General features: G+C 59.9%; 9 protein-coding genes and 1 tRNA gene. 3 read left to right on the forward strand and 7 right to left on the reverse strand.

Going from position 1 to position 14713, the window contains the following annotated elements; all coding sequences use genetic code 11:
- Positions 1-144: 144 nt before the first annotated feature.
- From H2170_11785 to H2170_11805, 5 genes are all read right to left on the reverse strand, one after another.
- Positions 145-954: a phosphate ABC transporter substrate-binding protein gene (locus H2170_11785; GenBank protein ID MCS6300759.1), complete on the reverse strand. Its 810-nt coding sequence runs from the start codon at positions 952-954 to the stop codon at positions 145-147.
- A 93-nt stretch (positions 955-1047) separates the two neighbouring features.
- Positions 1048-2445, reverse strand: coding sequence for a putative porin (locus H2170_11790; GenBank protein MCS6300760.1), 1398 nt, complete (start codon positions 2443-2445; stop codon positions 1048-1050).
- Between the two features lie 594 nt (positions 2446-3039).
- A tRNA-Pro gene (locus tag H2170_11795) sits at positions 3040-3116 on the reverse strand.
- A 590-nt stretch (positions 3117-3706) separates the two neighbouring features.
- Positions 3707-6373 carry a DUF3516 domain-containing protein gene (locus H2170_11800; protein MCS6300761.1) on the reverse strand — a complete coding sequence of 889 codons (2667 nt, stop codon included), beginning with the start codon at positions 6371-6373 and terminating at the stop codon, positions 3707-3709.
- 126 nt (positions 6374-6499) lie between these two features.
- Positions 6500-7765, reverse strand: coding sequence for an OFA family MFS transporter (locus H2170_11805; protein ID MCS6300762.1), 1266 nt, complete (start codon positions 7763-7765; stop codon positions 6500-6502).
- 211 nt (positions 7766-7976) lie between these two features.
- Here H2170_11805 and pflB point away from each other — a divergent pair, with 211 nt between their 5' ends.
- Both pflB and H2170_11815 read left to right on the forward strand, forming a co-directional pair.
- The gene (gene pflB, locus H2170_11810; GenBank protein MCS6300763.1) at positions 7977-10259 is read left to right on the forward strand and encodes a formate C-acetyltransferase; all 2283 of its coding nucleotides are present in this window, start codon (positions 7977-7979) and stop codon (positions 10257-10259) included.
- Between the two features lie 62 nt (positions 10260-10321).
- Positions 10322-10825, forward strand: coding sequence for a 4Fe-4S cluster-binding domain-containing protein (locus H2170_11815; GenBank protein ID MCS6300764.1), 504 nt, complete (start codon positions 10322-10324; stop codon positions 10823-10825).
- A gap of 103 nt (positions 10826-10928) precedes the next feature.
- On the opposite strand, the gene H2170_11820 is transcribed toward H2170_11815, so the two are convergent.
- Complete coding sequence (locus tag H2170_11820; protein MCS6300765.1) at positions 10929-12422, reverse strand: hypothetical protein; 1494 nt, start codon at positions 12420-12422, stop codon at positions 10929-10931.
- Between the two features lie 403 nt (positions 12423-12825).
- Between H2170_11820 and H2170_11825 the strand changes: the two genes are divergently transcribed.
- On the forward strand, positions 12826-13995 hold the full coding sequence (locus tag H2170_11825; GenBank protein MCS6300766.1) for an ATP-binding protein: 1170 nt from the start codon (positions 12826-12828) through the stop codon (positions 13993-13995).
- Between the two features lie 316 nt (positions 13996-14311).
- Here H2170_11825 and H2170_11830 read toward each other — a convergent pair whose 3' ends face one another.
- Positions 14312-14545: a hypothetical protein gene (locus H2170_11830; GenBank protein ID MCS6300767.1), complete on the reverse strand. Its 234-nt coding sequence runs from the start codon at positions 14543-14545 to the stop codon at positions 14312-14314.
- Between the last annotated feature and the right edge of the window lie 168 nt (positions 14546-14713).

A 14713-nucleotide genomic window follows, 5' to 3' on the forward strand; every position in this document is an offset into this window, starting at 1 on the left:
AGCTCACGCTCAAGGCCACACCCCACGAGATCACACTCCTCGTGGCCTTGCGCATTAGCGCAGGGTGGGACCGCCCTACACCAACCCCGGCAACCGATTCACATTGAAGCGATTGCCTCTACTCAGCCTGAATGTGAATTGCGGTTACTTAACCGGGATGAAACCGACCTTTTCGACGATCTTCTGGCCTGCGTCACTGTGGGTGAAGGCGATGAACTTGGCGGCTTCGCCGGTGGGTTCGCCGTTGGTGTAGTAGAAAGTCGGACGGGCGTAGGGGTAGGTCTTTTTCAGGACTTCGTCCTTGGTGGGCAGGGAGCCTTCGATGGAAACGACCTTGATACCGGGGGCATGGATGTAGGCGACACCGACGTAGCCGATGCCGTTCACATTCTTGCCGACTTCAGCGGCGATCTGCTCGTTGCCGGCCATCTTCTGGGAGGACGGGGCGTAGTCGCGCTTCTTCATGGCGAGGTCCTTCCAGTCGGAGTAGGTGCCCGAGGAGGTGTTGCGGGTGTAGATGGAGAACGCGCCGGCGGTGCCGCCAATGGCGGACCAATCGGAGACGTCACCGGTGAACACCTGCTCGACCTGCTTTTTGGTGAGGGTGGTGAGGGGGTTTTTCTCGTTCACGATAACCGCCATACAGTCGTAGCAAACGATGGTGGGCTTGAGGGCGACGCCCTTGGCGGCGGCACCGGACATTTCGGTGGCCTTGGCGCGGCGCGAGGACATGCCGATGGCGGCGGTGCCGTCGGTGATAGCGGTGATGCCGGTGGTGGAGCCTTCGGCGGCGATTTCAAAGGAAACGCCGGGGTGAGCAGCCTTGTACTCTTCGGCGAGGGTGGGCACGAGCTTGGCGCCGAGGGTGTCGGAACCCTTGATGACCAGCTTTTGAGCAGAAGCGCTGCCAACGGAGGCGAGCAACGCGGCGAGAATGACGAGTGACTTGTTCATGACTTAAGAGATTTTAAGACGGAATTGAGAAAAAAGGAAAATAGGCGCGGGCGGTGAGACCCGCGCCTTGGGGGGGAGTGTTACGAGGGCCGATTAGAACTTGGCCGACAGGTCAACTTGGAGGACCTGGGCGGCACCGAAGCCGTTGCCGCGGTTGGTGCTACCACCGGCGGCGCGATTGCTCTCGATGTTAAACGAGTTGAAATAGGTAACGGTAGCCCAAACCGCCGAGGTGAAGCTATAGGACCCCGAAAGGATAACACCTTCGCCGTTAAGAAAACCGCCATTGAAGTCGGAATCCAAGAGGAGCGAAGAGTAGGAACCATTACCGATATGACGGTATTCAGCAACCAGTTGGTAGTCACCGGCGAGCTTGTTTTCACCGTAACGAACACCGGCATTGTAGATCATCGCATCCTTTTCAACCGTAGAGCTGTTGGCCAAACGCTTGGCGCGCTGCTCGCCAGAGAAGTTGTAGCCGTAGGTGGCATAGAGCGCCAGCGGTTTGGCACCGAGATTCAGCTTATATTCAAACGGAACCAAAACGGTGGCGAGGTCGTTGTAGACACCGGTGTCGCTGACTTGCGCCGCGGCGCCAGCCGTCGACTTGTCATGCTCAGCAGGAGCGGCGAAAGCGACGATGGTCGGGGCGACCTTCCACTTCTTGGTGGCGTACTCCACCTGTCCCATGAGAAGCAACGATGGCTTAACGGTGGTGTTGGTGGTGGCACCACTCGTTACACCCGCATTGGCGGCGTTGTTATTCAGAATGAACTGACCGGCGCGGGTCGAGAGTTTGGAATCCTTCAGGCCGATCTCGCTGTAAACGATCTCTTCGGCGGCACCTTCAAAGTTGATGTCGGAATCGATCCAGAAGCCGTTCACACCGGGATTGAAGAACTTGTGGGGCAGTTTACCCACGCGAACGTCGATGGAATCGGAATCCAGGACGCCTGTGTCTTTGTAGTTCAGGTAAGCCTGGCCGAAGAAAACGGTGTCCCCGTTTTTATCAAAATTGTCTGCATTTGAAGTGGTGGCAGCGCCCGAATTGGCAACCGTAGAGTTACCGCCGAGATCGGCGTTGGTCGAGGTGGCGCTGGAAGCGGTCTCGAGACGGGTGGCGGCGGTCCACTTGGGGCCGAGTTCGGCCTCTAGGCCGAGACGCACGCGGTAACGGTAACGGTTGCGGTCCTTATCACCAGCGGCGCCCTCTGGGTAAGCCTGCTCGTTATCAAACTGGTAACGCACGCGGGCGTCGCCGGAGATCTTCAGCTTGGTGACGGAGGAGGAGATGGCGAGTTTGCCGGGGGAGGTGGTGCCGAAGTCGCGGAGCATTTCAGCGCGGAGGTCTTCGCCTTCCTGGTCGGTGAGGAGGCCCTTGGCGACGAGTTTGTCGATGATCGGGCCGCTGTCTTGGGCGAGCGCCACAGAGGCGGAGCCGATGGCAAGGCTGCCGAGCAGCGCGAGCGTTTTGAGTGAAGTTTGAGCCATGTTCGTGGGTGTTTGTGGTTTTGACTGAGTCGGCACGGTCAGTGCGAATCGGGGCAGAAGTTATCAGCCGATTGTTACGATCTCATGACAGTCGTGTTACAATTGTGACAGAATCGCGTCAAGTGGTTCCTAAATTGGCCAGTCGGCCTCAGTCTTCGCGTGTGCGGAGCATGAAAACACACCAAGCGGAGCCCAAAACCAAGGCAGTTTAGCCGCGAAAGAACGCAAGGAGCGCAAAGAACAAGCCCGGTATTTCTATGCGCTCTTTGCGTTCTTTCGCGGCTAAAAGGATCGACGCGCCATAGGGATTACAACTTTCATGGATTACATAGATACTTCTAATTCAAAATTTTAACGAGTAATCCTAGCCCGGCGCTGTTGTACTTGAACGATCGTCCATTCCGCGGATTGATCAGTGTCCATGAGTGCTCATTAGTGGTTAACGGTTTGAGTCCGAGACCGATCAGGAACCCGTGGTCGACCTCAATGGTGCTCTGTTACCCACTGGAACCGTCGAGGAACCAAATCAGCGTACTGAAGCTCAACGACTCCAGGTAGTAAGGTAAAAAGAAGCCAAATTTTTGGCTAATAAAATGGTCGGGACGGAGAGATTCGAACTCTCGACCTCTACAACCCGAATGTAGCGCTCTACCAGGCTAAGCTACGTCCCGAAGACACATTTTATCCGCTCCCAAGGAGCCGAGTGGCGGAGGCAAACGCAGCGCCTTATCCCCTGCAAACAAATTCGTTTCCGCTGTTGCCCGAGTGATCTTGGGCGCGGAAAGCAGAGCGGACGTCCAGTCCGCTGGCACCTTCGACGGTTTCAGTGGGTCCGTCTGAGTCGAACAAGGCAACGAACCGGTTAACCCCTTCAGAGCACTAATCGCCACTAATAAAAAATAAACCACTCCAAGCGCAAAGCAGCTGCCCTCGCCTTGCCCCGCCTCCTAAGGTTTGCCTCCTTCATAAATGACATAGATGCAAAGAATTCAGCCTGATACGAGAAATCGTAGACCGGCTCTGACGCACTTGAACGATCGACCATTCCGCGGATTTATCAGTGCCAATTAGCCCGAACGCCGAAGTTTTAACCACGGAATTCACAGATGAGCACAGATAACAGAGTGTTACTGAATTTGAAGACAGGATGAAAAAAAGGGGATCAAGCTGAGTCCGTTTACCTCCTAAGGGATTGTATCTGTGCAATCTGTGTAATCTGTGGTTGGTTTTAACTTCGGAATTCAGATTTAAACCGCCCAAATCACGCGGCGCCCACCGCTCCGGAGTCGATAAACCGCACCACCGCACGACCTTGCGCCCGCGACTCGGCTCGCGACACCGTGAAGCGCGCCTCCCAGTCGTTGAGCGCCTCACCATCCACCAACACCTGCGCCACCACCCAACCCGCGCCCGCCGCCACCCCGGCCCCAGCGCTGGTGTTGCCCGCTCCGCCTGTGAAGCCCACATCACCCCCTTCACCCAAATCGCCACCCTCGGCGTCCGCGAAATAGGTGTGCTTGGCCGCCCGCCCTTCGGGGTCCAGCCGGAAGCGCCCGCGCGCCTCAAAGTACACCGCAAACACCTTTTCGAGCCGCTTGGCTTCGGGCGACATCAAGTCGTTGTCGCCAGCCACCGTCGCTTCGCCCGTTGCCAACCGCGACACGGCGCTTTCCCAATCGCGCGCCATGACCTCCTGTAAAAAACCGAAAATCGCGGTGCGCACCAGTCTGCGGAAACCCACCGCATCGCGGGTGATGTCGAAGGCCTGCGGACGCGCCGGTTTATCGCTCGCCAACTCTTCCGCCACGTAATCGGGATTCCGCAGCCGCTCCCACTCCTCCAGCAGGCTGGAATCGATACCACGGATCAACTCACGGAAATACGTCTCCATTTCCACAACCTCCTCGGTTTTGGCGGCATCGGGCACGGTCTGCGCGAGCACCTTCCACACCTGGGAAAGATGCCGCAGCAAAATGCCCTCGCCACGCTGCAAACCGTATTCGCGCACGTAGTCGGCAAACGACATGTAGCGCTCGTACATTTCGCGGGCGATGGACTTGGGGCGCACGTTTTCTTGGCCGATCCACGGGTGCACGGCGGCAAAGGCGTTGAACGTGTCGTACAAAAACTCGCGCAACGGCTTGGGGTGCTCGATCGCGTCGAGTTTCTCCATGCGCTCTTCGTAGGGCACGCCTTCGGCCTTCAAGCGCTCGACTTCTTCGCCCTTTAACTTGCTCACCTGCTGGCGCAGAATCTGGTCGGGGTCTTCCACGATCGCCTCGCACAACGTCAGCACGTCGTAGGGATAATCAGGCGACTCTCGGTCCATCAGTTTCACCGTGTCGAGCAGGTAGAGCGACAACGCCTGGTGCAGCGAAAAATCGTCCTGTAGCGCAACGTTGACGCGCAGCTTGCGCCCCGACGGCTCGGGCGTGATCCACTCGACAATCTTGCGGTCGAGCAGCGCGCGAAACAGTTGAAAAGCGCGTTTGCGCAGCGCCCGTTTCTTGAACGGCGTCTCGTGGCAGTCGGCGATGATCTGGCGCATCACGCGGCAGCCGTCTTCCGCGCGCCCCAGCACCAGCAGCAGCATGCCGTGCGACACGTCGAAGCGCGACACCAGCGGCTCGGAGGGGGCGACCATGAGTTTCTCAAACGTCTTCGCGTCCCAACCCACTTCGCCCTCGGGCGCGCTGCGCTTGGCGGCCTTTTTCTTCTCCGGGTCACGCGCGGCTTTTTCCTCGGCGCGCTTGTTTTCGATCATGTGCTCGGGGGCCTGCACCACCACGTAACCGACGGTATCAAACCCGCGCCGACCGGCCCGTCCGGCGACCTGGCGGAAATCGCGCACGCTCAAAATCGCGGCCTTCTTGCCGTCGTATTTCCAAAGCTGGGTGAACACCACGGTGCGAATGGGGACGTTGATGCCCACGCCGAGCGTGTCGGTGCCGCAGATGAGTTTTAACAGCCCCTTCTGTGCGAGTTGCTCCACCAAAATCCGGTACTTGGGCAACAGGCCGGCATGGTGCACGCCGATGCCGTGCCGCAGCCAGCGTTTCACTTCCTTGCCGTAGGGGCTGGTGAACCGCACACCCTCCAACGCCTGGGCGATCGCGGCCTTTTTGTCCTTCGTGCAGACGCTCAGGCTCATCAGGCTTTGCGCGGCCTCCGAGGCGGCGCGTTGGGTGAAATGCACCAGGTAAATCGGCGCGCGTTTGTCCTCCAAAAGCGCCGCCAGCCGCTCGGTGAGCGGGGTTTCCGAATACTCGAATTCCAGCGGCACCGGGCGGCGGTCGCTGCGCACCGTGACGGTCGGCGCAAAGGTGATGCGCGTGAGTTCCTTTTCAAAAAACTCGGTCGAGCCCAGCGTCGCCGACATGAGCAGGAAACGCGTCCACGGCATGAGCAGCAGCGGGGTTTGCCAGGCGTAGCCGCGGTCGGAGTCGGAGTAGTAGTGAAACTCGTCCATGATGACCGCCTTGATTGACTGGGCGCGGGGGCCGCCGGCGAGAGCGAGGTTGGCCAGAATTTCGGCCGTGCAGCACAGGATCGGCGCGTGGGGGTTCACGCTGGCGTCGCCGGTCATCATGCCGACGTGGTCGGGGCCGAACTCGCGGCAGAGGGACAAAAACTTTTCGTTCACCAGCGCCTTGATCGGGCAGGTGTAAACGGAGCGTTCGCCCGCGCACAGCGCCTTGAAACTGAAGGCGGCGGCGACCAGGGATTTACCCGAACCGGTGGGGGTATTGAGAATGACGTTACGCCCGGCGAACAGTTCCAGGATGGCCTCTTCTTGCTCCGCGTAGAGTTCCAGCCCGCGCTCCTTGGTCGCGGTCAGGAAGCGGTCCAGCACCGCATCCGCATCGGGAAACCCGGTGAGAGGCGCAAGCGGAGCGACGGCGACAGCAGCGGCGGAAGGAGACGACATGGGCTCCACAAGGAAGCGCGCCAGCCACCCTGACAAGCCCGACCCGAGCGCAAACCCGTTTCAAAGAAAGACCAGACACCGTGTGCCGCTGGCCGCGTAAGCCATTTACCGCGACCGAACGGCGGGTTAACTGCCGACTGAAACCACCTGGGGTTTGCGCTGTTCGAGGCGGAGCAGCACGGCCAAAACCAGCGCAACGGCGAAGCCCGCCGCGCCGTAGTGAAGCGTGCCCAGGAACCCGCCGGTATGCGATCTCACTGCGGCCGCCAACATCGGCCCTGCGACTCCCGCTGCCGACCACGCGGTAAGAATGTAGCCGTAGATGACGGCGAGTTGGCGGGTTCCGAAGAGATCGCCCAAATACGCCGGCATCGTGGCGAACCCGCCGCCATAACAGCTGATGATCAGAAACACGGCCAGTTGGAATGCCACGGGTTGCGTCAACAGCGGCAGCACCAGGAACATCACCCCCTGCACCACGCAAAACGTCATGAAGGTCGCCGGGCGGCCGATCACATCCGAAAACGAGGACCAGCCGAGGCGCCCGAGGCCGTTAAACAAGCCCATGAGCCCGACCATGGTGGCGGCCTGCGCCGTGCTTAACCCGGCGATTTCCTGCGCCATGGGTGAGGCGGCCGAAATGACCGCGATGCCGCAGGTCACCTGGATAAAAAACAACAGCCACAACAGGGCGAAGCGGCGCGTGGCGATGAGCTGCCACGGACTCGAATTGACCGCAGCAGCGGCGGACGGCGCACTGTGCAGCGGATCATGCGCGGCTCCCGTCCAGCCTGCGGGGAACCACCCCTCGGGTGGGCGGCGCAGCAGCTGGGCACACCCGAGCATCACCAACAAATAACCGCCGCCCAACAGGCCAAACGTGCTGGCCAGCCCGACCGCTTCAATCAGACGCACCATGAGCGGTCCGGCGAGCAGGGCGCCAAAGCCGAAACCCATTATGGCCAGGCCCGTGGCCAAACCACGCCGGTCGGGAAACCACTTGATCAGGGTGGCCACCGGCGTGAGATAACCCACGCCTAGGCCGAGTCCGCCCACCACGCCATAGCCCAGGTAAAACAGAACCGGAGAGCGCAGCGAAACCGCCAGCCCGGCGAGCATTAAGCCGCCGCCATAACACAGTGCGGCAAACATGCCGGCCTGGCGCGGGCCGCGCTGCTCAATCACCCGGCCGAGAAAGGCCGCCGAAAGACCGAGGCACACGATCGCCAGGCTGAAGGCGAGGGTCACCTGCTCATAACGCCAACCCAGCGCCGCCATTAAAGGCTTGGTATAAACACTGTAGGCGTAGACGGCACCGATTGAGCCGTGCATGCCGACGGCGGCTGCGGCGACGAACCAGCGCGTGCGTTGAGTGACAGAGGGAGAGGTCATGGTGTTGAACACGGGGCGCACGGCGGCGTGGTTTTCCTGCACGGCCGATCACCTCGGCAAGTTCTGCACGCGGCCTGTTGCCCGGCAAGTGCTTGTTTCAGCAGTAATGGGCGACCCGATACCAGCAGGCAAAATATGCGCACCGAAACCCAATGGATAAGTCTCAAACCCCACCTGCATGCGATAAGCTCTGCCTTTCTTTTCCGACACCATGCCAACGCTCGATCCGCAGCCCGCTCCCACATCCTCAGCAACTCCTGCCGCCAAGTCACCTTGGCGCACCTTTGCACCCGGTCTGTGGAATGACCGCGTCAAGGTGCGCGATTTCATCCAGCGCAACTACCGCCCCTACGACGGCGACGAGGGTTTCCTCAACGAACCCACCCCGCGGACGCTTAAACTCTGGGATGAAATCCGCGGCTTGCTGGCCCGCGAGCACACGGCCCCCGGCGGCATGCTCGACTTGGATACCGCGGTGATCTCCGGCATCTGTTCGCACCCGCCCGGCTACATCGACCGTGGCAATGAGGTCGTCGTGGGGTTGCAGACGGACGCCCCGCTCAAGCGCGCATTCATGCCCTTCGGTGGGTTCCGCATGGCCGTCGCTGCCGTCGAGTCCGCCGGGCGCACCGTGGACGCCAAAACCTCCGCCATTTTCAAGCATCGTAAAACCCACAACGAGGGCGTGTTTGACGCCTATACGCCCGAGATGCGCCTGTGCCGCTCGGTCGGCATCATCACAGGACTGCCCGATGCCTACGGGCGCGGACGCATTATCGGCGATTACCGCCGCGTTGCCCTGTACGGAATCACCCGCCTGATCGCCGACAAAAAGGAACAGCTCGACCACGCTGTCGGTGCGGGCATGACCGCCGATTTGATTCGTGAACGCGAAGAACTGTCCGAGCAGATCCGCGCCTTGGGAGAACTTCGGACGATGGGGAACGCCTACGGTTTTGACCTGGCCCGGCCCGCAGCCAATGCGACCGAGGCCGTGCAATGGACGTATTTCGCCTACCTGGCCGCCATCAAGGAGCAAAACGGCGCCGCCATGTCCATCGGCCGCATCGCCACCTTCCTAGACATTTACATCGAGCGCGACCTCGCCGAGGGCGTCCTAACCGAGTCGGCCGCTCAGGAGCTCATCGACCAGCTCGTGCTCAAACTCCGTCTGGTGCGTTTCGCCCGCACACAGGAGTACAATGAGCTTTTCAGCGGCGATCCCACCTGGGTTACCGAGTCGCTCGGCGGCATGGGCGTCGATGGGCGCACGCTGGTGACCAAGAACTGTTTTCGCTTCCTGCAGACGCTGCACAACCTTGGCGCCGCCCCCGAGCCCAACCTGACGATCCTCTGGTCCGAACGCCTGTCCCCCGGGTTCAAACAATTCTGCGCACGCACCTCGATTGAAACCAGTTCGCTGCAGTATGAGAACGACGACCTGATGCGCGGGTATCTGGGCGACGACTACGCGATTGCCTGCTGCGTTTCCGCCATGCGCATCGGCAAACAGATGCAGTTTTTCGGTGCCCGCGCCAACCTGGGCAAAACCCTGCTTTACGCCATCAACGGCGGAATCGATGAGGTGCAAAAGATCCAGGTCGCCCCGCCCTCGGCGCCCATTCGCGGCGACATCCTCGACTACACGGAGGTTAAAGCAGCCTTCGAACGCATGATGGGGTGGCTCGCCGGGCAGTACGTGGGGGCGCTCAACGTCATTCACTACATGCACGACAAGTACTGCTACGAGCGCATCCAAATGGCGCTCCACGACCGCGAGGTCCTGCGCACGCTCGCCTGCGGAATCGCCGGCCTGTCGGTCGCAGCCGACGCGCTTTCCGCCATGAAATACGCGCGCGTGCACGTCATCCGCGACGCCTCGGGGCTTGCGGTCGATTATCGCGTCGAGGGCGACTTCCCCAAGTTCGGCAACGACGACGAGCGCGTGGACAGCCTGGCGCGCTGGTGCGTGGAGACCTTTATGGCCAAGCTCCGCCAGCAACCGACCTACCGCGAAAGTGTTGTCACGCAGTCGGTGCTCACGATCACCTCCAACGTGGTTTACGGGAAAAAGACCGGCCACACGCCCGATGGCCGCCGCGCCGGCGAACCCTTTGCCCCGGGCGCAAATCCCATGCACGGCCGCGACAGTCGCGGCGCGGTCGCCTCGATGGCCTCGGTGGCCTCGCTCCCCTTCCAGGACGCGCAGGACGGGATCAGTTACACCTTCAGCATCGTGCCCGGTGCGCTCGGCCGCGATGCCCTCGACCAGGTGGATAATCTGGCCGGTCTGCTCGACGGCTATTTCGCCTCGGGCGGGCATCACATCAACGTCAACGTGTTCGACCGCGCCACGCTGGAGGCGGCCATGGCGCAGCCGGAAAAATACCCGCAGCTCACCGTGCGCGTGTCCGGCTATGCGGTTAACTTCGTTAAACTCACCCGCGAACAGCAACTCGACGTCATCAGCCGCACCTTCCACGGCTCGCATTAATCGTGAACGCCACCCCGTGCGCACCTGTTTTACCGGTTGAGGTGTCTGACACCCGCGGCCGGATTTCGCTGGCGGGCGCCCCCGCTTTGGGTGCGCCTACCCTGGCTGGTCAGCCTGCGGCCCTGGGACGTGTCCATTCCGTCGAGACGGCCGGCTTGCTGGATGGCCCGGGGATCCGCCAGGTGATTTTCCTTAGCGGCTGCCCGCTGCGTTGCCGGTATTGCCATAACCCCGACACGGTCGATTTGAGCGGTGGAAAACCGTGCAGCGCCGAGGATCTGCTGACCGACCTGGCCCGACGCCGGGCGTTTCTGCGCAAAGGCGGGCTGACCCTCAGTGGCGGCGAGCCGCTGGTGCAGACCGCGTTCACCAAAGCCCTGCTGCGTGGCGCCAAAGCGCTGGGTTTGCACACGGCGGTGGACACCAGCGGCTATCTGGGTGCGCGCGTTGACGATGAACTCATTGAGTTAGAGCCTGTCCCAAATTTCCGGATTTTTAAAAAGTGCGCAGAGGTCCATTGGGATTGCGGGCGAACGAGGTGGCACGAATCACCCCAGCGACGTTAAACGGCGGCCCGAATCGATTTTTCCCGCCCCCAAGCGCGGTAGTAAGGTACGGCAAAGCCGGGGCGAGCCCCAGGGTTATTCACATTTTTGCCGGAAAATTGAATTAAGCGGCCAGCGGAAGTGTTATTTCCTCGGCAAGGATTCGTGACACCAGCCAGAGGTTGTGACCGAGTACACTCCAACCCACCGAACGGTAGCGGTTGGCAAACCCTTTACAGCGCAAGCGTCCGCCGAGGCGTTGTTTGAGGATCGCAATGCGCGCTTCGGTCGCCGAACGGCGCCGCTGCAATTGGGCGAAGCGTTTTTCGCTCAAACGCTCCTTGAGCGCGTGCGGATCACGCGGGCATACCGCATCGTAAACGTCTTGTTGCTTGAGCATTGCGGAAGTTTTTTTGGTGGCGAAGCCGCGGTCGGTGCCGACCGCGCTAATCGGCGCACTCAGGTCAAAGCGGTTCTGCCGCGCCAGGCTTTCCTCGAGTTGGCACCATTCTGCCGGAGCCGCGCCCTGGTAGAGTTGCCAGTCGGTGATTAAACCGGAGAGCGCCTCGCTCAACAGCAACGAGTTGCCAAACTCGACTTGGCTCCCTGCTTTGCCGCGAACCAGTACGTTCACATCAAGTTCATGCACGCTGAGGATCTTTTGGTCGTTGGGCACCGGGCGTCCGCCGATGATGCGCTCGTGGGCCTGCTTGATGACGGCGGGCAGTTGGCCGAGCATAGCGTCGATGCGGGTGGTTATCCGCTTGGTTTGGCGTTGGCTGTAATGGGTTTGGCTATACTTCTGCGCCAACAGGTCGCGGTGGCGGCGGGCATGTTCTCCGATCGTGCGTAACAGCGTCTTCATCTTGCGCAGGATCTGTTTACGCGCGCGCTTGGCGTCGTTGCGGCGGCCTGCGTGGGTCATTGACATGCACAACTTGTTCATCTGCTTGGCAAAGCACTCCGGCTCTTCAGGCATACGGTGGAGCAGTCCAGCGCGGCGGATTAAAATCATGGCCTTGAGCAAAGTCTTGGACACATCACGCAACAGCACCCAGTCCACCGGGAAGTGGATGTTGGTCTCCAAGCACGTGCCGTCGATGAGGCAAACATCCATGTCCAGCGGCGCGCTCAACCCGAGTTCAGTGGCGCGATCCTTCTCGCCGCACATCTCCACCAACACTTGCCCCATCCAGCGCACCTGTTCGGCGGTGAAAAACTTCGAGGCCCGCTCCAGCACACTTTTGGACGCCCCCTTGATTCCCTCAAGCGTGCGAACACCGCAAAAATCCGCCAGTAAATCACTTGAGGCAATGCTACGGGAAAGCTCGCGAAAGGATATGTTGCCCAAATGCACCCGCAACACTTCAAAGCGTAACGCTTTGAGCGCAAACTCCATACGCTGGCGTAGTTGTGCGACACTGGCTTGGCCTGCCCCCGCCTTGGCAAAGTCCATCGCCATCGTCTCCAAGTGGCTGCCACGCAACAACGCGTCGAGTCCTTCCAATTGCTGGCGAAACTCGGCGTAATCTTTATTGGCACCGACTGGCGTTAGCGCCGGACGCAACCAGCGTTGCAGGGCAATGGCCGAGGTGGCGGATACGGGTTTTGACTTCATGGCCGATTATAGCGGCTTTTTTTTGACCAAAACCAGGGAATTACCCCTCTTTAGGCATCATTAAACTTATGCTAATAGTTCACTGCTAGGTTTTTATGCTTTCGGGACAGGCTCTATTTATTCCGCCTATTTCCCCTCACTCAGCCCAACAAAAATTTTAGCTATAAAAAAGCCCCGTCCGCTCGGCCCCGCTCGCTTCCTCCGACTCCCTCCTCCGCAGATCAACCACCCATTAACCCCTCAACCATTGAAGGGGGCAGTCATGCGCGCATCCGGAGCTTTATCGTACCGGGGGGGGGGGCCACATTGTCCGAAAACCCCGCACCCGGAATGACGCGCAGCAAGAAAAATAACCACGAAAATAGAATATTGAACTTTAGCTTTTCAAGGAAGATACTCTCGTATGATTGATCGCCCGGAAGCCCTCGCAGCCATTCGAAGTTCCTTTGCCGCCCATCCGGCGGTGGGGCTGGCCGGACCCCGACAGTGCGGTAAAACAACCTTGGCGAGGATTCTCGCCGCCGAAGAAAAGGACTGCACGTTTTTCGATCTGGAAAAGGCCGTGGATCGCCGCCGGTTGGAAACCCCTGAACAAGCGCTGGGATCCCTTGAGGGATTGGTCATCATTGATGAGGTTCAGCGCCAGCCGGCGCTGTTCGAGACGCTCCGCGTGTTGCTGGATCGCCCGGATAAAAAAACGCGCTTTTTACTGTTAGGTAGCGCCTCCCCGACGCTGATCAAGGGCATTTCCGAGTCGTTGGCCGGACGCATGGGGCTGGTTGATTTGGGCCCCTTGCAATTACAAGAGACGGGGGCCGATTCGTGGAAAACTCTTTGGTATCGGGGGGGGTTTCCACGCTCTTATCTCGCTACGAGCGACGCCGCCTCCAGTGTTTGGCGCGAGAGCTTTATTCGCACCTTTTTGGAACGCGACATCCCGCAATTCGGTATCACGGTCCCGGCGGAGACCTTGCGCCGGTTTTGGACCATGATTGCGCATTACCACGGGCAAGTGTGGAACGGCGCGGAGTTTGCCCGCTCCCTAGGTTCCAGTGAGCCGACCGCCCGCCGTTATTTAGACATTTTGGCTGGGGCGTTTATGGTGCGGGTTTTGCCACCGTGGCATGAGAATCTCAAAAAGCGTCAGCTCAAAGCCCCTAAGCTGTATGTGCGTGACTCCGGACTCCTGCACTCCCTCTTCGAACTTGAGTCGCCCGAGGAGGTGAGCGGCCACCCCAAGGCGGGCGCCTCGTGGGAGGGATTTGTGATTGAGCAACTGGTGTCGGCGACCGGGTCGCGCTCGGCCTATTACTGGGCCACCCACGGCGGCGCGGAGCTGGATTTGATGCTGATCATCCGCGGCAAACGCTTTGGCTTTGAGTTTAAGCACAGCGACGCGCCGGCCGCCACCAAGTCGATGCACACGGCATTAAGCGACCTAGGGTTGGATCATCTGTGGGTCGTCTATCCGGGTGCTGAAACCTACCCGTTGGGGGAACGCTTAACCGCCCTGCCGATCACCGCCGTGCCGGACCTGGCCAAAAAGCTTCAGGCTCCGGCATTCCTCGCCTGATAGGCCGCACGGGCTGTGGCGGCTGAATTGGGTACGGACAAGGCGGGCTCGGCCTTCATGGTTTAAACACAATGCCGTTAAGGCATGCTCTACCTCGAGCAATCGGCGTCGGATCGAGAACGAGTAAGATTAAGAGAACGAGAACGATACGGAATTCAGCGGTGCCGCTGACGTGCCGATCGGTGGACGGGGATTGAATCGTTCTCGTTCTCTTACTCGTTCTCTTTCGTCAGGGACTCGGGGGCGTTTCGGTTCGGTGTACTCGATTCCTTCGTTCGTATATCAATATTATAGCGCAACTTGCTTATCCCTAGATTTATCCGGGCCATGCCTTGCAGGCATTAGGTTTAAACAGGTCATCCGCAAACCCCTGCCCATCCCGATTAGATTCGGTCACTTCCATCAGGTTTACGATGTCGGTGACGCCGACCGCGAGGAGCCCTTTGGCTTTGGCCTGGGCGGATTCGAGGGTTTGAGCCCCAGGATAACACCCGGCGAGGAGCTTTCCTGGCACGACCCAGTAACTGCGTTTAAACGGTAATGCGTTCATAATGAATGCCGCGTCAAAGACGAATACCCCAACCGAGGGGCTGCGCCTAGTCCGCTAGCGTCATCAAGATGGCGCACTCATTTTTAGGCTACGTGCCGTTAATTCGGCGCCAAAGCACAAGCGGTGATAACGTAAGCTACTACAAAACAATGCATAAAAACAATATTG

Origin of the sequence: Opitutus sp., assembly GCA_024998815.1 — a bacterium.
Lineage (GTDB): Bacteria > Verrucomicrobiota > Verrucomicrobiia > Opitutales > Opitutaceae > Rariglobus.